This is a genomic window from Microbacterium paraoxydans (assembly GCF_018224615.1).
Classification (GTDB): domain Bacteria; phylum Actinomycetota; class Actinomycetes; order Actinomycetales; family Microbacteriaceae; genus Microbacterium; species Microbacterium paraoxydans_B.
In genome coordinates this window covers 851387-876638 of sequence record NZ_JAGTUK010000001.1, presented here as the reverse complement: position 1 = coordinate 876638, position 25252 = coordinate 851387, and the positions used below count along the sequence as shown (strand labels likewise).

The 25252-nt window shown below is 72.3% G+C and carries 28 protein-coding genes; 19 read left to right on the top strand and 9 right to left on the bottom strand.

The features are described 5' to 3' along the window. Positions 1-50 precede the first annotated feature (50 nt). Genes KE274_RS04165 through csrA form a run of 12 tightly spaced genes read left to right on the top strand, consistent with a single transcriptional unit; the run spans position 51 to position 9355 of the window. Positions 51-305 carry a flagellar FlbD family protein gene (locus KE274_RS04165; protein ID WP_211541384.1) on the top strand — a complete coding sequence of 85 codons (255 nt, stop codon included), beginning with the start codon at positions 51-53 and terminating at the stop codon, positions 303-305. Then, entirely contained in the window at positions 305-1120 is an 816-nt protein-coding gene (locus KE274_RS04160; protein WP_211541383.1) for a motility protein A, read from the top strand. The genes KE274_RS04165 and KE274_RS04160 overlap by 1 nt, the downstream gene beginning before the upstream one ends. Then, positions 1117-1926: an OmpA/MotB family protein gene (locus KE274_RS04155; RefSeq protein WP_211541382.1), complete on the top strand. Its 810-nt coding sequence runs from the start codon at positions 1117-1119 to the stop codon at positions 1924-1926. The genes KE274_RS04160 and KE274_RS04155 overlap by 4 nt, the downstream gene beginning before the upstream one ends. A 50-nt stretch (positions 1927-1976) precedes the next feature. Then, the gene (locus KE274_RS04150) at positions 1977-2906 is read left to right on the top strand and encodes a flagellar motor switch protein FliM (RefSeq protein WP_249186058.1); all 930 of its coding nucleotides are present in this window, start codon (positions 1977-1979) and stop codon (positions 2904-2906) included. Next, complete coding sequence (gene fliN / locus KE274_RS16760; protein WP_211541380.1) at positions 2903-3562, top strand: flagellar motor switch protein FliN; 660 nt, start codon at positions 2903-2905, stop codon at positions 3560-3562. The genes KE274_RS04150 and fliN overlap by 4 nt, the downstream gene beginning before the upstream one ends. A 50-nt stretch (positions 3563-3612) precedes the next feature. Then, positions 3613-4098 (top strand): flagellar biosynthetic protein FliO, encoded by a 486-nt coding sequence (locus KE274_RS04140; protein WP_307872143.1) that lies wholly within the window; start codon positions 3613-3615, stop codon positions 4096-4098. After that, the gene (fliP, locus tag KE274_RS04135; RefSeq protein WP_211541379.1) at positions 4095-4910 is read left to right on the top strand and encodes a flagellar type III secretion system pore protein FliP; all 816 of its coding nucleotides are present in this window, start codon (positions 4095-4097) and stop codon (positions 4908-4910) included. Before KE274_RS04140 ends, fliP begins: the two co-directional genes overlap by 4 nt. Beyond that, positions 4907-5179: a flagellar biosynthesis protein FliQ gene (fliQ, locus tag KE274_RS04130; protein ID WP_136029649.1), complete on the top strand. Its 273-nt coding sequence runs from the start codon at positions 4907-4909 to the stop codon at positions 5177-5179. The genes fliP and fliQ overlap by 4 nt, the downstream gene beginning before the upstream one ends. Before the next feature lie 4 nt (positions 5180-5183). Further along, positions 5184-5945, top strand: a complete 762-nt coding sequence (locus tag KE274_RS04125; RefSeq protein ID WP_211541378.1) for a flagellar biosynthetic protein FliR — start codon at positions 5184-5186, stop codon at positions 5943-5945. Then, complete coding sequence (locus KE274_RS04120) at positions 5942-7033, top strand: EscU/YscU/HrcU family type III secretion system export apparatus switch protein (RefSeq protein WP_211541377.1); 1092 nt, start codon at positions 5942-5944, stop codon at positions 7031-7033. Before KE274_RS04125 ends, KE274_RS04120 begins: the two co-directional genes overlap by 4 nt. Beyond that, the gene (locus tag KE274_RS04115; RefSeq protein WP_211541376.1) at positions 7030-9093 is read left to right on the top strand and encodes a flagellar biosynthesis protein FlhA; all 2064 of its coding nucleotides are present in this window, start codon (positions 7030-7032) and stop codon (positions 9091-9093) included. Before KE274_RS04120 ends, KE274_RS04115 begins: the two co-directional genes overlap by 4 nt. A 4-nt stretch (positions 9094-9097) precedes the next feature. Then, positions 9098-9355: a carbon storage regulator CsrA gene (gene csrA, locus KE274_RS16630; protein ID WP_211541375.1), complete on the top strand. Its 258-nt coding sequence runs from the start codon at positions 9098-9100 to the stop codon at positions 9353-9355. A gap of 40 nt (positions 9356-9395) precedes the next feature. Here the strand turns inward: csrA and KE274_RS04105 are convergent, their stop codons facing one another. The 8 genes from KE274_RS04105 to coaA all read right to left on the bottom strand — a co-directional run bounded on the left by KE274_RS04105 (position 9396) and on the right by coaA (position 18020). Next, positions 9396-10532 (bottom strand): hypothetical protein, encoded by a 1137-nt coding sequence (locus KE274_RS04105; protein ID WP_211541374.1) that lies wholly within the window; start codon positions 10530-10532, stop codon positions 9396-9398. Continuing rightward, positions 10529-12124, bottom strand: coding sequence for a sensor histidine kinase (locus tag KE274_RS04100; RefSeq protein WP_211541373.1), 1596 nt, complete (start codon positions 12122-12124; stop codon positions 10529-10531). Before KE274_RS04100 ends, KE274_RS04105 begins: the two co-directional genes overlap by 4 nt. A 207-nt stretch (positions 12125-12331) precedes the next feature. Further along, on the bottom strand, positions 12332-13132 hold the full coding sequence (locus KE274_RS04095; protein WP_211541372.1) for a response regulator transcription factor: 801 nt from the start codon (positions 13130-13132) through the stop codon (positions 12332-12334). After that, positions 13129-13623, bottom strand: a complete 495-nt coding sequence (tsaE, locus tag KE274_RS04090) for a tRNA (adenosine(37)-N6)-threonylcarbamoyltransferase complex ATPase subunit type 1 TsaE (RefSeq protein ID WP_439957708.1) — start codon at positions 13621-13623, stop codon at positions 13129-13131. Before tsaE ends, KE274_RS04095 begins: the two co-directional genes overlap by 4 nt. Continuing rightward, entirely contained in the window at positions 13620-14726 is a 1107-nt protein-coding gene (gene alr / locus KE274_RS04085; RefSeq protein ID WP_211541371.1) for an alanine racemase, read from the bottom strand. The genes tsaE and alr overlap by 4 nt, the downstream gene beginning before the upstream one ends. Further along, positions 14723-15082, bottom strand: a complete 360-nt coding sequence (locus KE274_RS04080; RefSeq protein ID WP_211541370.1) for a holo-ACP synthase — start codon at positions 15080-15082, stop codon at positions 14723-14725. Before KE274_RS04080 ends, alr begins: the two co-directional genes overlap by 4 nt. Before the next feature lie 73 nt (positions 15083-15155). Next, complete coding sequence (gene glmS, locus KE274_RS04075; protein WP_211541369.1) at positions 15156-17003, bottom strand: glutamine--fructose-6-phosphate transaminase (isomerizing); 1848 nt, start codon at positions 17001-17003, stop codon at positions 15156-15158. Between the two features lie 63 nt (positions 17004-17066). Next, positions 17067-18020 carry a type I pantothenate kinase gene (gene coaA / locus KE274_RS04070; protein ID WP_211541368.1) on the bottom strand — a complete coding sequence of 318 codons (954 nt, stop codon included), beginning with the start codon at positions 18018-18020 and terminating at the stop codon, positions 17067-17069. 28 nt (positions 18021-18048) lie between these two features. Between coaA and KE274_RS04065 the strand changes: the two genes are divergently transcribed. From KE274_RS04065 to KE274_RS04050, 4 genes are all read left to right on the top strand, one after another. Then, entirely contained in the window at positions 18049-18987 is a 939-nt protein-coding gene (locus KE274_RS04065) for a Ppx/GppA phosphatase family protein (RefSeq protein ID WP_211541367.1), read from the top strand. A gap of 35 nt (positions 18988-19022) precedes the next feature. Further along, positions 19023-19499, top strand: coding sequence for a VanZ family protein (locus KE274_RS04060; RefSeq protein WP_211541366.1), 477 nt, complete (start codon positions 19023-19025; stop codon positions 19497-19499). Continuing rightward, positions 19496-20269, top strand: coding sequence for an arsenate reductase/protein-tyrosine-phosphatase family protein (locus KE274_RS04055; protein WP_307872142.1), 774 nt, complete (start codon positions 19496-19498; stop codon positions 20267-20269). Before KE274_RS04060 ends, KE274_RS04055 begins: the two co-directional genes overlap by 4 nt. An 89-nt stretch (positions 20270-20358) precedes the next feature. Then, positions 20359-21813 carry a polysaccharide biosynthesis tyrosine autokinase gene (locus tag KE274_RS04050; RefSeq protein ID WP_211541365.1) on the top strand — a complete coding sequence of 485 codons (1455 nt, stop codon included), beginning with the start codon at positions 20359-20361 and terminating at the stop codon, positions 21811-21813. Here KE274_RS04050 and KE274_RS04045 read toward each other — a convergent pair. Further along, positions 21804-22895: a hypothetical protein gene (locus KE274_RS04045; protein WP_211541364.1), complete on the bottom strand. Its 1092-nt coding sequence runs from the start codon at positions 22893-22895 to the stop codon at positions 21804-21806. The two genes, KE274_RS04050 and KE274_RS04045, sit on opposite strands and share 10 nt — an antisense overlap. Before the next feature lie 255 nt (positions 22896-23150). Between KE274_RS04045 and KE274_RS04040 the strand changes: the two genes are divergently transcribed. The 3 genes from KE274_RS04040 (at position 23151) to KE274_RS04030 (ending at position 25222) form a co-directional block, all read left to right on the top strand. Beyond that, positions 23151-23327: a hypothetical protein gene (locus KE274_RS04040; protein WP_211541363.1), complete on the top strand. Its 177-nt coding sequence runs from the start codon at positions 23151-23153 to the stop codon at positions 23325-23327. Between the two features lie 152 nt (positions 23328-23479). After that, a complete protein-coding gene (locus KE274_RS16755; protein WP_211541362.1) occupies positions 23480-24376 on the top strand; it encodes an AraC family transcriptional regulator in 897 nt (298 codons plus the stop codon). A 297-nt stretch (positions 24377-24673) separates the two neighbouring features. Next, positions 24674-25222: a hypothetical protein gene (locus KE274_RS04030; RefSeq protein WP_211541721.1), complete on the top strand. Its 549-nt coding sequence runs from the start codon at positions 24674-24676 to the stop codon at positions 25220-25222. Positions 25223-25252 lie beyond the last annotated feature (30 nt).

Genomic DNA, 25252 nt, shown 5'->3' with positions numbered 1-25252 from the left:
GCCGTCTGTTCCCCGTCTCCGGACGGGGCGAGCCTTCCAGGATGGAGCCCATGATCGTCCTCACGCGCCTGAACCGCACCCGGTTCGCGGTGAACCCCGACCTGATCGAACGTGTGCAGGCCACGCCCGACACGACGCTGATCATGGTCGACGGCGCGACCTTCGTCGTCACGGAGACGATGGACGACGTGATCGCTCGCATCACCCGCTTCCGTGCCGGCGTGCTCGCCACCGCCGCTGCCCTCGCCGCCGCGGACGCCGCCCCCGTCGCCGAGACGCCCGCCCCCGCCGGGACGGAGGCCTGATGGACCCGTCGCTCATCCTCGGCCTGGTCCTCGCGTTCGGGGCCCTGATCGCCATGATCAACCTCGAGGGCGCGACCATCGGCTCGCTGCTCCTCCCCGCTCCGATGGTGCTCGTGTTCGGCGCGACGATCGCCGTCGGCCTCGCGAGCGGTACGCTGCGCGACGCCCTGCACGCCGTGAAGTCGCTGCCGCGGGCGTTCCGCGGCGAGCGCCGTACGGCGCAGAGCATGATCGACACGGTCGTCGGGTACGCCGAGAAGGCCAGGTCGGAGGGGCTGCTGGCGCTCGAGCAGGGCCTCGACGAGGAGAAGGACCCGTTCCTGCGGCAGGCGCTGCAGAGCATCGCGGACGGCACCGACGCGGAAGACCTGCGCGTGCTGCTGGAGGACGAGCTCACCTCCACCGCGGCCCGCAACCGCACGGCCTCGCGCTTCTACATGACGCTGGGCGGCTTCGCGCCGACGGTCGGCATCATCGGCACGGTCGTCTCGCTCACGCACGTGCTGGAGAAGCTCGACAAGCCGGACACGCTCGGGCCCATGATTGCCGCCGCATTCGTCGCGACGCTGTGGGGCCTGCTGTCGGCCAACTTCATCTGGCTGCCGATCGGCGGACGCCTGCAGCGGCTCGGCGAGCTCGAGCTGGAGCGCATGACCGTGCTGATGGAGGGCATGCTCGCGATCCAGGCCGGTGCCGCGCCGCAGCTCGTGCGCGAACGCCTGGGCGCGCTGGTGTCCGACCGGTCCGGCGGCCGCTCCCGCCGCAGCACGCCGCAGTCCGCCCCCGCGGAGGACGCCGAGGACCTGTTCTCATGAGCGTGCGCGCACGCCGCCGCGTCACCGAGTCCGAGCACAGCGGACCGGACGAGCGCTGGATGGCGTCGTACCTCGACATGGTCACGGTGCTGATGTGCATGTTCATCGTGCTGTTCGCGATGTCGACCGTGGATCAGGAGAAGTTCGAGGCGCTGAGCGCGTCGCTCGCCACCGGATTCGGCCAGGAGCCCAGCGACGACATCGACGCGACCACGGGTGTGGTGGTGCCGCCGGAGCTGGTGGACGAGAACGGCGAGGACTTCGCCGACACCGAGGTCGCGGCGGCGCAGCAGGAGTTCGACGAGCTGTCGGCGCTGCGGGACCGGCTGCGCCAGGTGCTCGCCGACCGCGGGCTCGAGGCCGACGTGACGTTCACGATCGACGAGCGGGGCCTCACGATCGGGCTCGTGAGCGCCGAGACCTTCTTCACCACCAACAGCACCGCGCTGAGCCCCGCCGCCACGCAGGTGCTCGACGCGCTCGGGTCCGTGCTGGTCACCACACCGAACGAGATCTCGGTCGAGGGTCACGCGGACGCCCGCGGCTCGGTCGCGCCGTTCCCCACCAACTGGGAGCTCTCGGCCGGGCGGTCGACGCAGGTGCTGCGCTACCTGGTGGAGTCCGCCGGTCTGCCGCCCGCGCACCTGAAGTCGGTGGGCTTCGGCGACACGCGCCCCGTGGTCGCCGGCAGCACCCCGGAGGAGCTGGCCGAGAACCGTCGCGTGGACATCGTGGTCCTCTCCGATGCGAGCGAGGAGGTGCGAGCGCTGCTCCCCGCCGCGGGTGCGGCGCAGACCTCCCCCTGAACCCTCCCCTAACGCACGCCGTCCGCCGCCCGATAGTCGGGTACGTGGTGATGGATGACGGTGTGCGCTCCGCGGTGCGCGCACACGCGGCGACGGCGACCGCCGAGGTCGAGGTGTACGACTTCGGCCGTGCGGCGACGCTGTCGCGCGAGCACGCGCGCACGCTCGAGCTCGCGTTCGAGACGTTCGCCAGGCAGTGGTCGGCGCAGCTGTCCGGCCGCATCCACGTGCGTGCCACGATCGCCGTCGAGCACGTCGGCATGCTCACCTACGGCGAGTATGCCCAGTCGCTGCCGACCACCACGACCATGATCGTGTGCGCCCTGCCCGACTCGGACGAGCGGATGATCCTGCAGGTGCCGACCTCCACCGCCACTTCGTGGATCGTGCAGATGGTGGGCGGGCGCTCCGCCGTCACCGTGGAGGACCGCACCTTCACGCCGATCGAGCAGGCGCTGCTGCGCTCCCTCGTGACGGAGGCCACCGACCACCTCGCCACCGCGCTCGACGGACTGCTGCCCACCGGGGTCACGGTCGCCGGGATCCAGTACAGTTCGCAGTTCGCGCAGGTCGCGGCCGCCGGGGAGCCGGTGATCGTGGCGCGGCTGTCGATGCGGCACGGCGGGCGCACGGTGCCGGCGAGCATCATGCTGCCCTCGTCGATCCTGTCCGGGTTCGCCGTGCGCGAGGCCCTCACCGATCGCTCGGAGGCCCCCGGCCTCGTGCGGCGCCAGGTCGAGGCGTCGCCGGTCGAGGTCGCGCTGCGCCTCGCACCGCGCGCGGTCCTGCCGCGGGAGGTGCTCGACCTCGCGGTCGGCGACCTCCTCGCGCTCCCTCACTCCGCCGACCGGCCGCTGCTGCTCACGGTCGGCGATCAGACCGTCGCGACGGCCGCGGTGGGCAGCTCCGGCGCCCGTCTCGCGTGCGTCGTCACGGCCACCGTCCCCGCATCCGCCCCCGCCGCCCAGGAGTCCGCGTGACCAGCACCACCGCATACGAATCCGCCGTCGCCGCCGCCTTCGCCGCCCGGCTCCCCACCGCAGCGCCCGTCACCGCGCGCGCATCGCAGGCCTCGGGCGACACCGGTGACGCGGTCGTGGTGCAGTTCGTGGGCGAGGCGGGAGCCCAGCTCGCGGTGCAGCTGCTCGACCCGGATGCGCTGATCGACGGCCTGGCCGGGCGACCGGTCGCCGACCGGCTGCTCGACGCGCTGGAGGCCGCCGTGACCGCGCTCGGCCCCGGCGTGCTGGGCGAGGCCGCCACCGGCGACGCCTCGGCGCTGTTCGCCGACCCGCACGCACAGCTGTTCGACCTGGTCGACGAGGGCGAGCGCACGATCGGCCGCCTCGCGGTGCGCATCACCCACCGCCCGGCACGGCCCGCGGGCAGCGACGGGCGCCTGCACCGCATCGCGGGTGTGGAGATGGAGCTGACGGTCGAGATCGGCCGCACGCGCATGGCGGTGCGCGACGTGCTCGACCTGGAGCCCGGTCGCATCGTGGAGCTGGACCGCTCGGCCGGCGCCCCCGCGGACGTGAAGCTCAACGGCCGCACGATCGCGCACGGCGAGGTCGTGGTGGTCGATCAGGACTACGCGGTGCGGATCACCCGCATCCTCGAGAACGTCGAGGCCTGACCCTGGACGACCTGCTGCTCGCCCTGCGGGTCGGGCTCTCCCTGGCGGCGGTGCTCGGCCTGCTCTGGTTCCTGCAGCGCCGGGTCGCGAAGACCCAGGCCCGCAAGCGCGACGCCGAGCCGATCACGGTCCTCGGCCGCCAGGGCATCGGGGCGAAGGCGCAGCTCGTGGTCGTGCAGACCGAGGACGCCCGCTACGTGCTCGGCGTCACGGAGCACGGCGTGAGCGTGGTGGACCGCCTCCCGGTGCGCCCCGAGCCGCCGTCGTCCGCCCCCGCGTCGGGGCCCGCCCCGCGCGACGCCGCCGCCGACGCCGCGGAGTTCGACCGCATCCTGGCGGCCGCCGCGCTCACCGGCACGCCCTCGTTCTCCGGCACCGCGACCCCGGCGACCCCGGGCACCGCACCCCAGGGCGGCGGGGCCGACGCCCCCGAACTGCGCCGCCGCGTGCGCCACCGCAACGACCCCCTGCGCGGCTCCATCCTCTCCCCCGACACCTGGCGGCAGACCGCCGAGGCCCTCCGGCGCGCACGATGACGCCACCCCTGGCCGCCCCGCGTCGCCGTGCGCCGTGGCGGCTGCTCGCCCTCACGGCCGCCGTGCTGCTCGTGGTCGCGGTGCTGGTGCTGTGGAACGGCGCGGCCGCGCACGCCGAAGTGCTGCCGGACGACCAGGGCGAGGGCGTCTCGATCGACATCAACGGGGTCGACGGCACCCCGTCCGGCTCGATCCTCACGCTGCTGGGCATCACGCTGCTGTCGGTCGCGCCCGCGCTACTGCTGATGATGTCGTCGTTCACGAAGATCTTCGTGGTGCTGGCGATGACCCGCAACGCCCTGTCGCTGCCCACGATCCCGCCGAACCAGGTGCTGGCGGGGCTGTCGCTGTTCCTGTCGCTGTTCATCATGTGGCCCGTGCTCACCGAGATCAACACGCTCGCGGTGCAGCCCTACATCGATGGCGCGCTCACGTTCACGCAGGCGGTCGACATCGGCCAGGGCCCGCTGCGCGAGTGGATGCTGCACTACACGCGCGAGGAGGACCTCGCGCTGATGACCCGCATGGCCGGGCAGGACAACCCGGACGACCCGGCGAGCGTGCCGATGTACACGCTCATCCCGGCGTTCATGATCTCCGAGCTGCGGGCGGCGTTCATCATCGGCTTCGTGATCTTCGTGCCGTTCCTGGTGATCGACCTCGTCGTGGCGGCCGCGCTGATGTCGATGGGCATGATGATGCTCCCGCCGGTGATGATCTCGCTGCCGTTCAAGATCCTGCTGTTCATCCTCGTCGACGGCTGGGGGCTCATCATCAAGGCCCTCCTGGAGAGCTACGGAGGTGTCGGATGAGCCCGGAGGCCGTGCTCGACATCGGCGCGCAGGGACTGCTCATCGCGGCCAAGCTCGCCGCCCCCATGCTCGTCACCGCGCTCGTGGTGGGCTTCGCGATCTCGCTCCTGCAGTCCATCACCCAGGTGCAGGAGGTGACGCTGTCGTTCGTGCCGAAGATCGTCGCGGTCGGCATCGCCCTGCTCATCGCCGGGAACTGGATGATCGCCGAGATCATCGCCTTCACGAACGAGATGTTCGCCCGCATCCCCGCCCTGCTGAGCGGGTGAGCGCGTGTTCATCCCGATCGACTTCGCGTGGCTCGAGGCCACCATGCTCGCCGCCGTGCGCATCACCGCGTTCATCATGATCGCCCCGCCGTTCTCCTACGGTGCGATCCCGGTGCGCGTGAAGGCCATGCTGTCGATCGGGCTGTCGCTCGCGGTGGGCGCAGCCGTCGCCCCCGGCTACGAGCCGCTCGGCACCGGGCCGTTCCTCGGCGCGCTGGTGCTGCAGATCCTGACGGGTGCGCTGCTCGGCTTCCTGGTGATGATGTGCTTCGCGGCGCTGCAGGCCGCGGGCAGCCTGATCGACGTGTTCGGCGGGTTCCAGCTCGCGCAGGCGTTCGACCCGGCGGCCATGGTGAACGGCGCCCAGTTCACGCGCCTGTTCCACCTCACGGCGCTCACGCTGCTGTTCGCGTCCGGCGGGTACCAGCTCATCCTCGCCGGGCTCGCCCGCAGCTTCGACGCCGTGCCCGTCGACGGCATCTTCGCGGTCGCCGGTCCCACCGAACTGCTGGTCGAGGGGGTCTCGCAGCTGGTGCTCGCGGCCGTGCAGATCGCCGGTCCGCTCGTCCTGGTGCTGTTCCTCGCCGACGTCGGGCTCGGGCTCATCACGCGCGTCGCCCCCGCGCTGAACGCCTTCGCGATGGGCTTCCCGGTGAAGATCCTGCTGACGCTGCTGCTCGCCGGTGCCGTGTACGTGGCCTTCCCCGGCATCGTCGACGCGCTCGCCTCGCAGGCCTTCCGGCTGATGCAGGGGGTGATGCCGTGAGCGGATCGGACAGCGGAGAGCGCAGCGAGAAGGCGACGGACAAGCACCTCCGCGAAGCGCGCCAGAAGGGACGCCTCGCCCGCAGCCAGGACCTGACCGCATGGCTGGGCATCGGCGCGGCCGCCGTCATGATGCCCGCCGCGATCGACGCCGGGACCGCGGCGGGCACGGAGCAGCTCATCTCGCTCAACTCCCTCATGCAGGCGCCGTCGCCCGAGGCGGCGCTCGGGGCACTGGGCCGCGGACTCGCCTCGGTCCTCCCCACGCTCGGCGCGCTGCTCGCGGCGGTCGCGATCGTGACCCTGCTCGGCGCGGTCGTGCAGGGCGGCGTGCACCTGCGCACGCTCTCCGGGCGCTTCGAGCAGTTCAACCTGGTGTCCGGCATGCGGCGGGTGTTCGGCCTGCAGGCGCTGTGGGAGGGCGCGAAGGCCCTGCTCAAGACCGCTGCGATCGGCCTGGCCCTGTGGATCGTGGTCGCCGGGCTCATGCCGGTGCTCACGGGCAGCGGCGCCTACTCGGTGTCGCGGCTGCTGGGCACGGCGAGCGACGGCACCGCGGCGCTGCTGCAGACCGCGATCGGCGTGGGCCTGGTGCTCGCGGCGATCGACCTGTTCGTGGTGATGCGCCGCAACCGCAAGCACACGCGCATGACGAAGAAGGAAGTGCGCGACGAGAACAAGAACTCCGAGGGCGACCCGCTGATCCGCCAGCAGCGCCGCTCGCGGCAGCTCGCGATGAGCCGCAACCGCATGATCGCGGCGGTCGGGAACTCCGACGTCGTGGTGGTCAACCCCACGCACATCGCGATCGCCCTGAGCTACGAGGCCGGGACGTCCGCACCGCGCGTGGTCGCGAAGGGCAGCGGGGTGATCGCCGAGCGCATCCGTGAGAAGGCCCTGGAGGCGGGGGTGCCGCTCGTGCGCGACATCGCCCTCGCGCGCTCGCTGCACGCCGCGTGCGAGCTGGGCCACGAGATCCCCGAAGACCTGTACAACGCCGTGGCGCGCGTGCTCGTGTTCGTCGACGCCCTGCGGCGTCGCGGCGCCGCCCGCGGCATCCACTCTCTCCCCTACCGGAGGACCGCATGAAGAAGCTGCTCACCACGCTGATGGTGCCGATCGGGGTCGTCGGCATCATCATGCTGCTCGTCGTTCCCGTGCCGCCGTTCCTGCTCGACGTGCTCATCATCCTCAACATCATGTTCGCGCTGGTGATACTGCTGACGTCGATGTTCGTGAAGAAGCCGCTCGACTTCTCCGTGTTCCCCTCGCTGCTGCTCGTGGCGACGCTGTTCCGTCTCGGCCTCAACGTCGCCTCCACGCGGCTCGTGCTGGGCGAGGCATACGCGGGCCAGGTGATCGAGGCGTTCGGCGCGATCGCGGTCGGCGGCTCGCTCATCATCGGCGCGGTCGTGTTCCTCATCCTCGTGGTGATCCAGTTCGTGGTGGTGACCAAGGGTGCCGAGCGGGTGGCCGAGGTGGGTGCGCGGTTCACGCTCGACGCGATGCCCGGCAAGCAGATGGCGATCGACGCCGACCTCAACGCGGGGCTCATCACCGACACCGAGGCCAGGCAGCGGCGCGCCGAGGTGGCCGCCGAGGCCGACTTCTACGGCGCCATGGACGGTGCGTCGAAGTTCGTCAAGGGCGACGCGATCGCGGGACTCGTGATCATCATCATCAACATCGTGGGCGGCATCGCGATCGGGCTCGTGCAGCACGGCATGAGCATCGATCAGGCCGTGAGCACGTACAGCCTGCTCACGATCGGCGACGGCCTCGTCACCCAGATCCCCGCGCTGCTCATGGCGGTCTCGACGGGCATGATCGTGACCCGTTCGACCGCGGAGACCGAGATGGGCACGGCCGCGTCCACCCAGCTCGGGCAGTCCCGCAACGCGCTGCTGATCGCCGGGTGCGCGGCCATCATCATGTCGCTCATCCCGCACATGCCGATGCTGCCGTTCGTCGCGATCGGGGCGCTGCTGCTGCTCGTCGCGCAGCGGATCACGGCGACGAGGAAGCGCGAGGAGGCCGAGGCCGCGAAGGCGCCGGCCACGCCGCCGGCCGAGCAGCCGGAGGAGCTCATCGAGCGCATGCGCGTACACCCGCTCGAGATCCTCCTGTCGCCCGACATCGTGGATCTCGTCACGGGCGGCCCCGACGACCTGCTCGCCCGCGTGAAGGCGCTGCGGCGGCGCATCGCGCTCGACCTGGGGCTGGTCACCCCTCCCGTGCGCACGCGCGACAGCATCGAGCTGCCGCAGGCCACGTACGTGATCCGCATCGCGGGGGTCGAGACGGGCCGCGGGACCGCGCCGGGCGGGTCGGTGCTCGCGCTCGGCTCCGGGCTCGACTCGCTGCCGGGCACCGCGGCCCTCGACCCCGTGTTCGGGCTGGAGGGCAAGTGGATCCCGATGGAGATGCGCCACAGCGCCGAGTACGCCGGGGCGACCGTGATCGACAGGGCCAGCGTGATCGTGACGCACCTGTCGAGCGTGATCCAGACGCACGCCGCACGGCTGCTGTCGCGCGAGGACGTGCGGCAGCTCACGGACGCGCTCAAGCAGGTGTCGCCCTCGGCGGTCGAGGAGCTCACGCCGGCGCAGCTGTCGCTCGCCGAGATCCAGCGCGTGCTGCAGGGACTGCTCGCGGAGCGCGTGCCGATCAACGACCTCAGCCGCATCTACGAGGCGCTCGCGCTACGCGCCAAGACGTCGACCGATCCGGAGGGGCTGATCGAGGCCGCCAGGGCGGCGCTGGGCCCCGCGATCGCGGCGCGCTTCGCGGAGAACGGGGTGCTGCGGGTGGTCATGATCGCCCCGCTGCTGGAGCAGGCGATGCTGGAGAGCCTGCGGCCGGGCGACGAGGGCACGCAGATCGTGTTCGAGCCGCAGCGCCTGGAGGCGGTGATCGAGTCGGTCAAGCAGGCCGTCGCCGTGCAGACGGACGGCCCCGAGCCGGTGCTGGTGTGCGCGCCGTCGCTGCGCCCCGCGGTGCGGCGGCTGGTGTCGGCGCAGACCGATGGGCTGCCCGTGCTGTCGTACAGCGAGGCCACCGCGGCGCAGCTGACGATCGAGACCATCGGCGTGGTGCGCGACGCCTCGACCGCGTCGCTGGGGCCCGCCCCCGTCGCACCAGTAGGCTGATCGAATGCTGGTGTTGACGAGGCGGATCGGTGAGAGCGTACGCATCGACGGCGAGATCGAGGTCACGCTGCTCGACATCAAGGGCGACAGCGTGCGCATCGGCGTGAAGGCCCCGCGCGAGACCCGCATCCAGCGCACCGAGATCATCGAGGCGGTCGGTGCGGAGAACGTCTCCGCCGCGGCCGACTCGGGCGCCGCGACCGAGGCGGAGAGCGCCATCACCGCCGCGCTCGCCCGTGGCCGGGAGAACCGCTCGGCCTAGGTCCGGCGGCTCCGGCGTCCGGGGCTCGCGGGGCGCCGGGTCACACCGCGGCGAGGTCGTTCGCGGTCGCCCGCTTCCACTGGTCGCCACCGGCCTCGCGGGCGCGCACGGCAGCGGCTGCGGCGGCCGCGGCAAGCGCGTCGTAGTCGAAGCCCGCGACGGAGACCGTCGCCCAGCCGATGCTCGCGGAGGAGCGGATGCCGCTGACCGGGGCGTCGGCGTCGATCACGGACACGCGCGTCAGCATGTCACGCAGGTGGAAGCGCACGGCCTCGTCGCTGCCGCGGATGAGCACGATGGCGCGGTCGTCGGCCACCCGTTCGGCGTCGGCCGACGCGGGGAGCGCCTCCTGCACGTCCGCGTGGAACCGGTCGGCGATCCGGCGGAAGCTGGCGCTGCTCGACGCCTCGCGCAGGTCCGCGGGGTCGTCCAGTCGCACGTCGAGCACCGACCACACGCTGTCGTTCTGCGCCTCGGCCTTCCGCAGCCGCGCCCTGGCGCGGTCCGCCGCCCCCGTCTCGCGACCGGCCGCGCTCTCCACGCGCACCAGCAGCACGAGGGTGAACGCGGCGCACGTGCTCACCACGATCGTCCCCACCGCGTTCATGCCGCGCAGCGCGCTCAGCTGCGCCTCCGTGCTCACGCCGCCCGACACGAGGGCCGAGGCGCCGCTGACCACCGCCACCACGACGAACCCGCACGCGGCCAGCGCGAGCGGCATCACGATGTCCCGCGCCGGGGGCTGGCCGCGCAGCAGCTCCCACGCCAGCAGCCCGGCGAACACCGCCATCGAGAGGAACACCACGTGGAACACCGGCAGGTACCACGTGGTCCCCGCCGTGAGCAGCAGTGCGGCGGGCACCCCGATCAACGACAGGATCACCGGAAGCCACGGCGCCCGGCGGCCGAAGTGCAGGCGCACCCCGAGCCATACGAGGGGCACGAACACCACGACCAGTGCCGACGATGCGGCCCGCAGCACCGGGAGACCGGTGTGGTGCCCGGCGAGCCACAGGTAGGCGCCGAGCATCCCGACGCCGAACGCGACGCCCCACACGATCGTGGCCGGGGTGGGGCGCGCGAGAGTGGCGAGACCGATCACCACCGCGGTGAGCACGGTCACGACGGCGACCATGCTGGTGGTGACGTCGACGCTGACGGGCACGAGCGGGGTCATGCCTTGTCCTCCTTCGATGAGCGGCGGGGGAACCGCAGGGTGACGGTGGTGCCGACGCCCACCTCGCTGGCGACCAGGATGGCGCCGTCGTGTGCGACCACGATGTCTCGGGCGATGCCCATGCCGAGCCCGGTGCCGGAGATCCCGCCGCGGACGGCACGGTCGGTGCGGAAGTAGGGCTCGAACAAACGCGGGAGCTCGTCCTCGGCGATGCCCATGCCCGTGTCGGCCACGGTGACCTCGGCCTGCCCGTCGTTCTCGCCGAGCCGCACCGCGATGTGGCCGCCCGTCGGGGTGTACTTCACGGCGTTGCCGACGAGGTTGTCCACCACCTGCCGCAGCCGGAACGCGTCGCCCGTGATGAGCAGCCGCTCGGCGCCCTCCAGGGTGAGCTCCTGGCGGGCGGCGGTGATCTGCGGCGCGAACGAGGCCGCGGACGCCTGCACCACCTGCCGCAGGTCCACGGGCTCGAACGGGTCCTGGGTGGGGCGGCCGTTGTGGGTCTGCATGCTCGTGACCAGGTCCTGCATCCGCTCGCCCGCGTTCGCGATCACCTCGATCTGCGCGGGCACCCGGCCGGGGAGGTCGTCGCGCTCGCGCAGCAGCTCGATGTGCCCGATGATCGCGGTTAGCGGGTTGCGCAGCTCGTGCGACACGATCGCGGCCAGGGCCCTGCGCTCCTCGGCGGCTTCCAGGAGCGCGGTGACGTCGTCGATCACCACCAGGGCGATGCGCTCGCCGGCACCGGTCGCCGCCATCTCCTGCGTGGTCACCTCGAGGGCGCGCCACTGTCCCGCCCCGTCGAACAGCCACACCCGTTCGGCGTGCAGCTCCTCCCCCGCGGCGGCCCTGGCGAGGGTCGTGCGGTCGGGGGCGAGGGCCCTCCCGCGCCGCGCGTCGTACTCGACGGAGGCCGAGGGCAGCGCCGCGCCGTACCGGTCCCGCCCGTACAGCGTGCGGTAGGCGTCGTTCATCTGCAGGATGCGCCCGTGCGCGGTGACGACGACCAGTGCGATTCCGAGCGCGTCGATGATCTGGGTCACCCGCTGCTGGTTCGTCTCGGCCCGCTCGGCGGCGCGGTTCACCTGCTCGGAGCGTCGCTCCAGCAGGCGCCGCGCCGCTCCCGAGCGCTGCGCGCCGATCCGCACCGTCACGCCGAGGAAGCTCAGGGTCACCACGACGGTGAGCACGCGCAGCAGCACGTCGGCCGGCTCACCGGAGCGGTCGGCGAACGCCACGAGGCACAGGCTGCTGAACGCGATGCCGGTGAACACCCACGGCATCGAGAAGTAGGTGGCCAGCCACACCACCGGGAACACCCACAGGAAGCCGAGGCGCAGGTCGGGCGCATTGGTGGTGAAGCCGACCGCGAGCACGTCGAGCAGCGGCAGCGCCGTCACGGCGGAGCGCGGGAGCCGCTGCCACGGCACGATCAGGGCGATCAGGGTGGTCACCACGACCAGGCCGATCCCCACGACGAACAGCGGGATGGCGAGCGTGTGCGGCTTGAAGCCCGCGACCATCACCACGATCGCCACGATGCTGCCCGCGAACACCAATTGCCAACGCCAGATCGACACTGTGCGGATCATGAAGCCCCCGCCCCTGGTCGATCCTCAGCTTTGTCGCAAGATTACTCAAAGATTGCGCTTCTGCGCTCTTCAGGCGACATCCGCACCCTACGATTCTGAGTGGGGGCCGACACTGCGACTGGGGATTTCGCAGACGCTGGGGCCGCGCGAGTGGGGATTCGCAGGCATCCGGGGCCGCGGTCGGGGAGCCGCGGCCTCGAACCCCCGTCAGCCGGGTTGATCGCCGGCTGGGGTCAGCCGATAGCCGACGCCGCGCACGGTCTCGATGTAGCGCGGCTCGGTGGGGCTGTCGCCGAGCTTGCGGCGCAGGTTGGCCATGTGGGTCTCGATGGCCCGCTTGTCCGGTTCGCTGACGGGCTCGGCGGCGCCGGACGGCGCGCCGCGCAGACCGCGGGCGAGCTCCGCCTTGCTGCACACACGGCGCTGCGACTCCAGCAGCGCGGCGAGCAGGTCGAACTCGGTGGGGGTGAGCTCGACCGGGCGCTGCGCCACGAGCACCAGGCGGGTGTCGAGGTCGAGGCTGAGGTCGCGGTGTACGCGCCCGCGCCACGTGGAGACCGTCGTGTCGGCGGGACCGGCGGGCAGCACGGGGTCGGCCGTGGGGGTCGCCGCCGTGGGCACCGGGAGCCGCGGTCGCCGCAGCAGCGCCTCGATCCTGGCGCGCAGCTCCCGCGGCCGGAACGGCTTCACCAGGTACTCGTCGGCACCCGAGGTGAGGCCGAGCACCACGTCGGACTCCTCGGCGAGCGCGGACAGCATGATGATGAACGTGTCGCTCACGCGCCGGATGCGGCGGGCCACCTCGAACCCGTCGATGCCGGGCAGGTTGACGTCGAGCGTGGTGATCACCGGCTGATGCCGCTCGACCGCCGCGAGCCCCTCCGGCCCCGAGCCCGTGACCGCGACCTCGAAGCCTGCGGCGAGGAACACCTCCTCCAGCAGCGACTGCACGCCGGGGTCGTCCTCGATGATGACGGCGACCAGGTCGTCGGCGCTGCGGGCGGTCATGCGCGCCGCTCCCTGCTGATCGTGACGACACGCGGGGCGTCGGCGTCGAGCTCGGACGGGTCGAGATCGTTGTCGGCTCCGGCCGCGCCCACGGGCCGCTCCAGCTCGATGTCCCACCACGCGTCGGCCAGCTCTTCCGCCATGCCGCGCCCCCACTCCACCACGACCACGGAGCGCTCCAGGTCGAGGTCGAGGTCGTCGAGCTCGGCGGCCGAGCCGAGGCGGTACGCGTCGACGTGGACGAGCGGTGCGCCGCCCACGAGCGAGGGGTGCGTGCGGGCGATCACGAACGTGGGGCTCTGCACGGGCCCGCGTACGCCGAGGCCCTCCGCGAGTCCGCGGGTGAAGGTGGTCTTGCCCGCCCCGAGCGGCCCGGTGAGGATCAGCAGGTCGCCCGCCTCCAGCTGCTCGCCGATCCGCAGGCCGAGCTGCTCCATCTCCTCGGCGGTCGCGATCTCCCGGCGGCCGAGGAACGCCGGGTCGACGCTCACGACGCCCTCCGCGGCACCCGGTGGCCGATGCGCGTGACGATCTCGTAGTCGATCGTGCCCGCGGCGTCCGCCCACTCCCGCGCGGAGGGGACGCCGAGCGTCGGGTCGCCGAACAGCACCACCTCGTCGCCGATCGACACGGGGGTGTCGCCCACGTCCACCACGAACTGGTCCATCGCGATGCGGCCGACGTTCACGAAGCGGCGTCCGCCGATCGACACGGGCAGGCGTCCGGAGGCGCTGCGCGGCACGCCGTCGGCGTAGCCCAGCGGCACCAGCACGAGCGTGGTGTCGCGGTCGGTGCGATGGTCGTATCCGTAGGAGACGCCGGTGCCGGCGGGCACGCGCCGCACGGCCGCGACCGCACCGCGCAGCGTCATGGCTGGGCGCAGGCCCAGCTCGGCGGGGGTGCGGTCGTCGAACGGCGACTGCCCGTACAGGCCGATGCCGATGCGCACCGCGTCGAGCCGCGTCTCCGGCAGGTCGATGGCCGCAGCGGTCGCGGCGAGGTGGCGGATCTCTGGGCGAATGCCGAACGAGGCCGCGGCGGCCACGCCCTCCTCGAACTTCGCCAGCGCCGCCCTGTCGTCTTCGGGCGAGGTGTTGGACAGGTGACTGAACAGGCCCACCACGCGCACCCGTCCGATGCGTTCGAGCCGCGCGGCCTCGGCGAGCACGCGACCCCAGTCGCCCGGGGCGATGCCGTTGCGCGAGAGCCCCGTCTCGAACTTGAGATGCACCGCGACGGGACTGTCGACCGCGGCCGCGGCCGCGGCGGCCTCGAGTTGGTCGAACGAGGAGATGCCTAGCTCGATGTTCTCGGCCGCGGCCTGCGTGAAGCGCTCGCCCGGCGCGTGCAGCCAGGCGAGGATCGGTGCGTGCACGCCCTGCCGCCGCAGTTCCCGTGCCTCCGCGATCTCGGCGACCCCGAGCCGGGTGGCCCCGGCCGACAGCGCGGCGACCGCGGCGGACGCGGCGCCGTGGCCGTACGCGTTCGCCTTCACCACCGCGATCACCTCGACGCCGGTGAGCCGGCGGAAGTGCCGCACGTTGTCGGCGATCGCGTCGAGGTCGATCGTGGCCTCACGGAAGGGGACGGTCACAGCGGTGCTCCTTCGGCGACGACGAACGCGGCCGCGAGACCTGCGTCGTGGGTGAGGGTGAGGTGCAGCGTCACGATGCCGCGCTCCGCGACGACCGCGGCCGTCGAACCGGACAGCACGAAGTACGGCCGCCCCGAGGGCTCGGAGGCGATCTCGATCTCGGTCCAGTGCACGCCGTCCGACCCGCCGAGGGTCTTGATGAGCGCCTCCTTCGCGGCGTAGCGCGCGGCCAGGGACGGCAGCCGCAGCCCCTGCTCCGACGGCGCGAACAGCCGCTCGCGCAGCCGCGGCGTGCGGGTCATCGTGCGCTCGAACCTGGGGATGTCCACGAGGTCGATGCCGGTGCCGATGATCACCCGTTCAGCCTACTCGCGCGCAATGGCCCCGCCCCGGAGCGGGACGGGGCCATTGGACCGGGGTGAGGACGGCTCACTCCACCGTGACGGACTTGGCCAGGTTGCGCGGCTGGTCCACATCGAGGCCCTTGGCGGTGGCGAGCGCCATCGCGAAGATCTGCAGCGGCACCACGGCCAGCAGCGGCTCGAACATCGGGCCGGCCAGCGGGATGTGGATGACCTCGTCGGCGAAGGGCAGCACCGCGGCGTCGCCCTCCTCCGCGATCACGATCACGCGGGCGCCGCGCGCGCGGATCTCCTGGATGTTGGAGACCACCTTGGAGTGCACCAGCGCGGAGTGGCGGGGCGACGGCACCAGCACGAACACCGGCTGCCCCGGCTCGATCAGCGCGATCGGGCCGTGCTTGAGCTCGCCGGCCGCGAAGCCCTCGGCGTGGATGTAGGAGATCTCCTTGAGCTTGAGCGCGCCCTCGAGCGCGATCGGGTACCCCACGTGGCGGCCGAGGAACAGCACGGAACGGGTGTCGGCCATCCAGCCGGCGAGCTGCGTGACGTGCTCCTGCTCGCTCTCGAGCACCGCGGCGACCTTCTCCGGCAGAGCCAGCAGCTCCGCGACGTCGGTGGAGGCGTCGGCGACCGCACCGCGCACGCGCCCCATGTGCAGGCCGAGCAGCAGCAGTGCCGTGATCTGCGCCGAGAACGCCTTGGTCGACGCGACGGCGACCTCGGGGCCCGCGTGCGTGTAGACGACCGCGTCAGACTCGCGCGGGATCGTCGCGCCCTGCGTGTTGCACACCGACAGGGTGCGGGCGCCGCGCTCGCGGGCGTACTTGACGGCCATGAGCGTGTCCATGGTCTCGCCGGACTGGCTGATCGACACCACGAGGGTGTCGGCGCCGATCACGGGGTCGCGGTAGCGGAACTCGTGCGCGAGCTCGACGTCGACGGCCACGCGGGCCCACTGCTCGATCGCGTACTTGCCCACGAGGGCCGCGTACGACGCCGTGCCGCACGCCGTGATGATCACGCGGTTGATGCCGGTGAACAGCTCGTCGAGCCCGTCGAGCTCGGGGATCACGACCTGCCCGTCCTGGATGCGACCGCGGATGGTGTTGGCGACGGCCTCGGGCTGCTCCGCGACCTCCTTGGCCATGAAGCTGGACCAGCCGCCCTTCTCGGCCGCCGCGGCGTCCCACGACACGTCGAACGGCTCGGGGGTGACCGGGGTGCCGGCGAAGTCGATCACGGTCACGGCGTCGGGCGTGATGGAGACGATCTGGTCTTGTCCGATCGCGAGCGCCTTGCGGGTGTGCTCGACGAAGGCCGCGACGTCGGAGCCGAGGAAGTTCTCGCCGTCGCCGAGCCCGATCACGAGCGGGGAGTTGCGACGGGCGCCGACCACGAGGCCGGGGTGGTCCTGGTGCATCGCGAGCAGCGTGAACGCGCCCTCGAGGCGGTTGACGACCGAGCGGAACGCCAGCTCCAGGTCGCCGCCGTTGCCGGCGTACTCGCGGCCGAGCAGCGCCGCGGCCACCTCGGTGTCGGTCTCGCTGCGGAACACCACGCCGTCGGCGAGGAGCTCGTCGCGCAGCGCCGCGAAGTTCTCGATGATGCCGTTGTGGATCACGGCGAGCTTGTCGTCATCGGCGAGGTGCGGGTGCGCGTTGCCGTCGGTCGGGCCGCCGTGCGTGGCCCAGCGGGTGTGCCCGATGCCGGTCGTGCCATCGGCGAGCGGGGCGTCGCCGAGGGAGTCGCGCAGCACGGCGAGCTTGCCCGCCTTCTTGCGCATCCCGAGCGCACCGTCGCCGTCGATCACGGCGATGCCCGCGGAGTCATAGCCGCGGTACTCGAGCCGGGCCAGGCCGGCGAGAAGGATGTCCTGGCTGGGCCGCGGGCCCACGTATCCGACGATTCCACACATGAGATACAGGGTAAGACGCGATTTTTGCGAGTCGTCCGAACAATAGAGCGGCGCCCGCGCGCGTCAGAGCTTGCGCAGCAGCACGCTCTCCACGTCGTGGTCGGGCCCCTTGCGCAGCACGAGCCGGGCGCGGTGCCGCGTGGGCATCACGTTCTCGACGAGGTTGGGCATGTTGATCTCGTTCCAGTACCCGAGCGCCGTCGTGATCGCCTCTTCGTCGGTGAGGTGGGCGAACACGTTGAAGTAGGACGAGGGGTTGCTGAACGCCCCCTGGCGCAGCGCCAGGAAGCGGTCGACGTACCACTTCTCGATGTGCGAGGTGTCGGCGTCCACGAAGATCGAGAAGTCGAACAGGTCGCTCACCGCCACGTCGTTCGGAGCGGGCGGCGGCTGCAGCACGTTCAGCCCCTCCACGATCACGACGTCGGGACGCCGCACCACCACGTGCGCGTCCGGCACGATGTCGTAGCGCATATGGGAGTAGAAGGGAGCGCGCACCTCGGGCGCGCCGCTCTTGACCTCGGTGAGGAACTCGATCAGGGCACGGCGGTCGTACGACTCCGGGAAGCCCTTGCGGTCCATCAGCCCGCGGCGTTCCAGCTCTGCGTTGGGGTAGAGGAAGCCGTCCGTCGTGACCAGCTCGACGCGGGGCGTGCCCGGCCACCGGCTCATGAGCTCGCGCAGCAGGCGGGCGATCGTCGACTTGCCCACCGCGACCGAGCCGGCGACCCCGACCACGAACGGCGTGGTGGTGTCGTCCTCCTGCAGGAACGCCGAGGTCGCGGCGCCGAGCTGCTTCGTGGCCGAGGCGTACAGGCTCAGCAACCGGCTCAGCGGCAGGTACACCTCGCGCACCTCGGTGAGGTCGAGCCGGTCGCCGATGCCGCGCAGCTCCACGACCTCCGTCTCGGTCAGCGGCTGATCGAGCCCGGCAGCCAGACGCGCCCACTCGGCACGGCCGATCTCCCGGTACGGCGACAACGGCAGCGTGGGGTCGGCGGGGGTCACGTCGTCCATCGTAACGGCGCGCGAGTAGTCTCTTCCCGTGCGCCTGGGAGTCCTCGACATCGGATCCAACACCGTCCACATGCTCGCGGCCGACGTGCGCGCGGGCGGTCGGCCCCTCGCGACCACGAGCGACCGCACGGTCCTGCGTCTCATGCGGTACCTCACGCCCGACGGCTCGATCTCGGAGGAGGGCGTCGTCGCCCTCGAGGCCGCGGTCGCCCAGGCGCGCCGCGTCGCGGAGGCCGAGCGCGTGGACGAACTGCTCGCCACGGCGACCAGTGCGGTGCGGGACGCCCGCAACGGCGCCGAGGTGATCTCCCGCATCGAGGCCGCGCTCGGGCAGCCGCTGCAGGTGCTCGACGGCGAGACCGAGGCCGAGCTGACGTTCCTCGCGGTCCGGCGCTGGTTCGGGTGGTCGGCCGGACAGCTGCTCCTGCTCGACATCGGGGGCGGGTCGCTCGAGATCGCCGCCGGCGCAGAGGAGCTGCCCGACGCCGCGGCCTCCGTCCCGCTGGGCGCCGGACGCATGACCGTGCAGTTCCTTCCCGCTGACCCGCCCGGCGAGGCCGACGTGGAGCGGTTGCGCGCGCACGCCGAGGAGACCCTCGCCCCGGTGCTCCCGCGATTTCGGGCTCTCCCCCGCCCCGACCACGTCGTCGGCTCGTCCAAGGCCATCCGCTCGCTCGCCCGTCTGGTGGGGTATCCGGCGCCGGGGTGGTCGGGCAGCGACCGCATGCTGCTGCCGCGCGCCGCACTCGGCTCCTGGATCCCCCGTCTCGCCCGCCTTCCCGCCTCGGCACGGCAGGAGCTGCCCGGCATCACGCCCGACCGCACGTTCCAGATCGTGGCGGCGGCGGTCGCCCTGCACGCCGCCATGACGGCGCTCGAGGTGGACGAGCTGGAGGTGTCGCCGTGGGCGCTGCGGGAGGGCGTGCTGCTGCGCTACATCGAGCAGCACAGCGGCGCCCGAACCTGAGAGCCGCGCACACCCTCCGTCGCTAGCATGACCGCATGACCTCCACCGCCCTGGCCCCCTCACGCGCGGGCGCGGTGACGGCACGCATCGCCCTCGTCGGCTACCTGCTGTTCGTCGGCTTCACGGTGTGGCTCCCCGCCTCGGTCTCGGCGAAGGTCACGGGGCTCGTGGGCGTCATGGCGACCTGGGTCGCGGACGCGGGCATCGCCTCCTACGAGCGCAGCGCCGTGGTGCTGGAGGTGCTCGCCAACGTCGCGCTGTTCGTGCCGGTGGGCCTGCTGCTGTCGTTCGCGCTGCCGCGCCTGCGGCTGTGGCAGGTCGTGCTGACCGGCGGCCTGATGAGCGTCGTCATCGAGGGCGTCCAGGGCCTCATGCCCTCGCGCGTGCCGACCCTCAGCGACGTGATCGCCAACACCTCCGGCACGCTGATCGGCGCGGTGCTGGCACTCGTGATGGTCTGGCTCGTGGCGGGCGATCGTCCGGCGGCGGCCCGCCGTAGGCTGGTGTCGTGACCACGCCCCACCCCGACGGACCCCCTGCCGGCATGAGCCGCAAGGAATGGCGCGAACTCCGGGCGACGACGCCCTCCGGCACCCCCGAGACCTCGACCTCGCCCCGCGAACCCTCCGCCCCCGGCCCCCTCGACGCGCTGCTCCGGCCCGACGGGGACGACCCGAAGGGCGAGGCCGCACCGCGTCTCACGATCCTCACGGTGTGCACCGGCAACATCTGCCGCTCGCCCCTGGCCGAGGTCATGCTCCGTCGCTCGCTCGAGCCGCTCGGCGTACGCGTGCACAGCGCCGGCACGCACGCTCTCGTCGGTCACGGCATGCCGGAGCCGGCCCTCGAACTCGCCGCGAACGCGGGCGTCGAGGCCACGGTCGCGACGGCGCACCGGGCGCGCTACCTCGTGGAGCCGATCCTCGGCGACGCCGACCTGGTGCTGACCATGGCGCGCGAGCACCGCTCCCACGCCGTGAAGATGATGCCGAGCGTGCTGCGGCGCACGTTCACCGTGCGCGAGTTCGCCCGGCTCGCGTCCACGCTGAGCAGTGCCGACGCCCGCGCGGCCGCCGACGCCGCCGGCGATGACCCGGCCGCACGGTTCGCCGCGGTCCTGCGCGCGGTCAACGACCAGCGGGGGCTCACCCCCTCGCTGCCGGAAGACGACGACGTGATCGACCCCTACCGCCGCTCGCACGAGACCTACGCGCTGTCGGCGTCGCAGCTCACCCCGGCACTGGCCGAGGTCGAGCGGATCGTGCGCGACGCCATCGGCTGAGACGCACGCGTCCGCGCGGACGATCCCCGTATGCTCATCTTCATGCAGGCATCCCGGGCTCCCCGAGGGATGCGCGAGGGGTGGAAAGCGTGGAACTGAGAGACTACGTGCGCATCGTGCGCGCGCACTGGATCGTGATCGTGGTGGCCACCCTGGTCGGTGCCGCCGCGGCGTTCGGATGGACGGCGCTGCAGCCGCGCGTCTACTCCGCCGACACGACCGGCATCGTCACGGCCGCGGGCGGCGACGGGTCGAGCGGCTCCGCCCTGGTGGGCAACCAGCTCGCGCAGAGCAGGGTGAAGTCGTACCTGAACATCGGATCGTGGCGCGCGGTCGCCGAGCACGCGATCGACGAGCTCGGGCTCGACACGTCGCCCGACGTGCTGGTGAACCGCGTGACCGTCACCAACCCGCTCGACACCACCGCGCTGCAGGTCACCGCGAAGGGACCGACGCCGGAGGAGGCGCAGGCACTGGCGCAGGCGTGGCTCGACGGCATGGCGATCGAGATCGAGAAGCTCGAGGGCGGCACGGCGTCGACCCCCGCCGCGATCTCGCTCGTCGTCGGCGACTCCGCACGGCTGCCCACCGAACCCTCCTCCCCCAACACCCGGATCGCGGTGCTCATCGGCGCACTCGCCGGCCTCGCGCTCGGCCTCGTCTACGCGTTCGTGCGGCACACGGTCGACCGCCGGGTGCGTCACCCGCGCGACATCGAGCGCGAGACCGGCGTCTCCGTCATCGGGACTCTTCCGCTGGAGAAGTCGATGTCGGCCGAGCGGCAGGTGATCGACTTCTCGCTCGAATCGCAGCACGGTGTCTCTCACCACACGATCGAGTCGATGCGCGAGCTGCGCACGAACCTGCAGTTCATCGACGTCGACAACCCGCCGCGCGTGATCGTCGTGACCAGCTCGGTGCCCGGCGACGGCAAGTCGACCGTGTCGGTCAATCTCGCGTCGAGCCTCGCGGCGGCCGGGCAATGGGCAATCCTGATCGACTGCGACCTGCGGCGTCCCGTGATCGCCGACATCTTCGGCATGTCCCGCGATGTCGGGCTGACCGACGTGCTGGCCGGGCGAGCCGAGCTGCAGGACGTGGCGCACCGCCCCTCGCGCGAGGTGCCGCTGGCTGTGGTCGGTGCCGGGCGCATCCCGCCGAACCCGAGCGAGCTGCTCGGCTCGCAGCGCATGCGCGACTTCCTGGCCGAGATCAGCTCGTCCGCCATCGTGATCCTCGACTCCCCGCCCGTGCTGCCCGTGACCGACGCCGCCGTGCTCGCCGCGGGCGCGGACGGCGTGCTGATCGTGGTGTCGTCGGGCAAGACCACGTTCGACATGCTGCAGCGCGCGATCGCCAACATCACCCGCACCACGGGCCGCGTGCTCGGCGTCGTGCTGAACCGCGTCCCCCGCAAGGGTGCCGAGTCGGCCTACTACGGCCGCGAGTATTACGGATCGTACGAGCGGTACGCCGAGGACGATGCTCCGGCGGAGAGCGAACAGGCTCCGGGCGTGCGCCGCCGCGGGACCGCTCAGGTCTGAGCGACGCGACGCAGCAGGCCGTCCGCGCGCAGTGCCTCCGCGGCCGCAGCGACCAGCACCGCCGCGTCGGCGCCGTCCGGTCGGCCGTGTGCCGCCACGACATCCGCGGTGACGGCGTCGAGCGGTCGGCCGTCGGCGGCACGCCACACGGCCGGGCCGATGCCGTCGAGGACGTGCACGCTGCTGCCGTCCGCTGCACGGCGCAGCAGAGCCAGCCGCCCGTCCCCCAGGTCGAGGGCATCGACAACGGGAGTGCGCACGAGGGTTCCCGGCGCCCCCTCCCGCGCGTCTGGCACGGGCGACGCAGCGGCACGATGCGGGACCGCGCCCGTCTCCGCTCCGTCCAGCAGCGCGGCCACCACCCCGTCGAGGGTCTCCGCCTCCCGGTAGCGCACCCGCACCGCCCCTCCGACCCGGTCGAGCACGTCCCGGATCAGGTGCAGCGGGTGAGGGGCGTCACTCAGGTAGCTCGTCTGCGGCGCGAGGAGCTCGAGGGCCTGCGCGAGATCGAGGCGCTCCACCACGGGTGAGTCCGGCCCGTCCGGACGCCGATCGAGCACCACGACCGCCGCCACCCTCAGCGCCCCGGCGAGCGGTGCCCCGGGGTGCAGCGACGACGGCGCCACCTGCACCTTGTGGGGACTCGCGGCCTCGATCACCGACAGCGGCTTCCGATACGCCACGACCGTCCCGTCCGCCGCGACCCCGACCGTCTCGTCACTCACATAGGCGTAGCGGCGGGAGAGCCGGCGCGCGGCCGTGGTCTTGCCGGTTCCCGATGGCGCGCTCAGCACGACGACCCTGCCGTCGGCGTCGGCGAGCCCGGCCGCGTGCATCATCCACAGCGCATCGCCGCGACGCAGGGCCAGCGCGGCGAGCGTGACGTCGCTGGACAGGGCGGCGAGGGCGGCGTCGTCGTCGCCGTGCTCCCTGGCGCGCACGACCGCGCGCTGCGGGGCGTCGTGCGGGGTCAGTGCATCCGCCCACGCGGCACGCACCCGACCGGCGAACCCCTGGCCCCTGCTCGAGGCGTCGATGTCGATGACGGCGCCGATCGCGGCGACCCGGATGCGGTCGGACATGGCGCCAGCCTATCCGCGGGCCGAGCCCCCTCCGCGGCGCGCCATCGCGACCCCCGGCGTTTTCGGCCACCGCGCCCGGAACGCACACTCCGCGCAGATAAAACGCGCAGAGCGCGCTTTTCCCCGGCGCCGCACCCGTGCGCACGCCGCCGCCCCTACCGTCTCTTCCACGAGGGGCTCCTGGGGGATGCAGACGGTTCGTGTCGCCTCTCGGCGACAGCACGGAACGCTTCTGCACCCACGGGAGAGAGCCCCATGATCGACGACGACCATCCCCCGCCCCGCCCCTCACGACGGGCCTTCCTGCGCGGGCCACGGCGCGCGCCGGCCGGCGCCGCACCGCTCGCCGATCCGCCCTCGTCGGACGTCCGCGGCATCGCCGCGTCCGCCACCGCGACCGTCGTCGTTCCCGTCGGCGTCGGAATTCTCTGACCAAAACCTGTACTTCCGCGCGCTGCACTGAATACTTGTTCAATCGGGCAGTGTCGTCCACCGGCGGTGCCGCCCAGACCCTCGAGCGATCGGGGCGGAGCGATCCTCCGCCGCGATCCCCCCGCGGAACATGACCCTCTGAGGAGGACCTCGTGAACACCAAGGCCGCCCACTCGATCGACGACCACGAGCTCTCCCAGCATGGGATCCGGAGGGTCGGCGACCGGCCAGGACTCCGCTCCCGCGTGCGGTCGTCGGGCGGGGTGCTCCTGCTCGGACTGGGCGGCGCCACCTCGGAGCTCAGCATCGACACGCTCGATGCCTACCCCGATCACTCGGTGTTCGCCTTCGTGGAGGCGCACGCCCTGTGGTCGCGCGCCGACGGCGAACCCTGGGTCGAGACGGAGGGCGGCCTCGTGATCGCCCCGCACGGCATCACGCGGCGGCTGCGGGCGGCGGGCGCGTGGCGCTGCGTGGCCGCGCTCGTGCCGCGCTCCGCCATCGCGTCGTTCGTGCCCTCGCTCCCGCCGGGCGTGAGCGTCTACCCGGAGCGGAGACTCCTGGATGCCTCCCTGCAGCGATTCATCGCCGGTCTCCTCGACACCGATGCCCATGCGTCCGCAATCGAGCAGTACGCCATCGAACAGCTGGTGATGGAGATGAGCGGCGCCCTCGTGCTCGACCGCGTGGGCGGCGTGACCGGGCAGGGCACGCCGCACGAGGTGCTGCGTGAGCGGGCCATCGCGGTGATCGCGCAGCAGTGCGGTGATCCGTCGCTCAACCCGGCGCGCGTCGCCCGCGAGGTGCAGTCGTCGCTGCGGCAGCTGCAGCTGGTGTTCTCCGAGGTGCGCAACAGCGTCGCGGGCGAGATCCGGCGGCAGCGCGCCCGCCTGGCCCACTCGCTGCTGATGGACAGCCGCTACGACGTGCTGAGCATCGATCAGATCGCGCAGCGCGCCGGCTTCCAGTCGCCCATGAGCCTGCGCCGCGCGCTCGACGAGTCGTACTCCGCGACCCCGCGCGCCCTGCGCTCCGCCCGCCGCGCATAGCGTGCGCAACCGTTTCCGGCGCGGCTGACCGCGCCCGTCCCGGGGGCTTCGCGCACCTCGGCGTGCCGTCGACCTGTGTTTTCCGCGCCCCGCCGCGTCGTCCTCGCGCGCCGCCCAGCGCACACTCCGCGCAGGTTCGGCGCACCCTGCGCGTGTTTCGTGAGAAGCCCCGAAACGCCGTCCTCCGCCGCCCTAGCTTGAGGTCCACGAAGGGGCTCCTGGGGGATGCAGACAACGTGTCGCCGCTTCGCGACACCGCGGGAAACCGCATCTGCATCTACGAGGGAGGACACTCACGTGACCGAGGAAATCCAGAAGAACACGGGCATCTCGCGCCGCACGGTCGTCAAGGGCGCGGCCTGGTCGGTCCCCGTCATCGCGGCCGCCGTCGCGACGCCGCTGGCCGCCGCATCCATCACCGACAGCGACCTGGTGCCCGCGTTCAGCGGTCCGGTCACCCTGACGCTCGGCGTGCCGCCCCTGTCGGTCGCGAGCATCAACACGGTCAACACGCTCACGATCACCAACAACGGCCCGGCCGCCTCCCCCGCCGGCGCCACCACCACCATCCAGTACACGCCGTCGCTGCTGACGCTGAACATCGGCCCGGTCGCCGGTGTGACGGTGGGCGGCTCGGACGGCAACTACACCCTCACGCTCCCGTCGATCCCGGCGGGCGGCAACATCGTGATCAACCTGGGCACGACGCTGGATTCGCTGCTGAACCTGAGCGTCCTCACCGGCCTGCTCGGCGGTCCGCAGCAGACCATGACGGCCACCGTCGCCGGCGACGACGTGACCGGCAACAACACGACCAGCTCGAACGTGGGCATCACGCTCCTCTGACGGGTCGGCCACGAGGGGTGCGGTGTCGAC

What these genes read in the sequence shown, in the direction of transcription:
- KE274_RS04095 (WP_211541372.1), bottom strand. Translation starts at nt 13,132, where the DNA reads ATGACCGCCCGCAGCGCCGACGACCTGGTCGCCGTCATCATCGAGGAC.
- KE274_RS04155 (WP_211541382.1), top strand. Translation starts at nt 1,117, where the DNA reads ATGAGCGTGCGCGCACGCCGCCGCGTCACCGAGTCCGAGCACAGCGGA.
- KE274_RS04165 (WP_211541384.1), top strand. Translation starts at nt 51, where the DNA reads ATGATCGTCCTCACGCGCCTGAACCGCACCCGGTTCGCGGTGAACCCC.
- KE274_RS04160 (WP_211541383.1), top strand. Translation starts at nt 305, where the DNA reads ATGGACCCGTCGCTCATCCTCGGCCTGGTCCTCGCGTTCGGGGCCCTG.
- KE274_RS04100 (WP_211541373.1), bottom strand. Translation starts at nt 12,124, where the DNA reads ATGATCCGCACAGTGTCGATCTGGCGTTGGCAATTGGTGTTCGCGGGC.
- KE274_RS04105 (WP_211541374.1), bottom strand. Translation starts at nt 10,532, where the DNA reads ATGACCCCGCTCGTGCCCGTCAGCGTCGACGTCACCACCAGCATGGTC.
- fliQ (WP_136029649.1), top strand. Translation starts at nt 4,907, where the DNA reads ATGAGCCCGGAGGCCGTGCTCGACATCGGCGCGCAGGGACTGCTCATC.
- KE274_RS04045 (WP_211541364.1), bottom strand. Translation starts at nt 22,895, where the DNA reads ATGTCCGACCGCATCCGGGTCGCCGCGATCGGCGCCGTCATCGACATC.
- KE274_RS04115 (WP_211541376.1), top strand. Translation starts at nt 7,030, where the DNA reads ATGAAGAAGCTGCTCACCACGCTGATGGTGCCGATCGGGGTCGTCGGC.
- csrA (WP_211541375.1), top strand. Translation starts at nt 9,098, where the DNA reads ATGCTGGTGTTGACGAGGCGGATCGGTGAGAGCGTACGCATCGACGGC.
- glmS (WP_211541369.1), bottom strand. Translation starts at nt 17,003, where the DNA reads ATGTGTGGAATCGTCGGATACGTGGGCCCGCGGCCCAGCCAGGACATC.
- KE274_RS04150 (WP_249186058.1), top strand. Translation starts at nt 1,977, where the DNA reads ATGGATGACGGTGTGCGCTCCGCGGTGCGCGCACACGCGGCGACGGCG.
- coaA (WP_211541368.1), bottom strand. Translation starts at nt 18,020, where the DNA reads ATGGACGACGTGACCCCCGCCGACCCCACGCTGCCGTTGTCGCCGTAC.
- KE274_RS04060 (WP_211541366.1), top strand. Translation starts at nt 19,023, where the DNA reads ATGACCTCCACCGCCCTGGCCCCCTCACGCGCGGGCGCGGTGACGGCA.
- fliP (WP_211541379.1), top strand. Translation starts at nt 4,095, where the DNA reads ATGACGCCACCCCTGGCCGCCCCGCGTCGCCGTGCGCCGTGGCGGCTG.
- KE274_RS04040 (WP_211541363.1), top strand. Translation starts at nt 23,151, where the DNA reads ATGATCGACGACGACCATCCCCCGCCCCGCCCCTCACGACGGGCCTTC.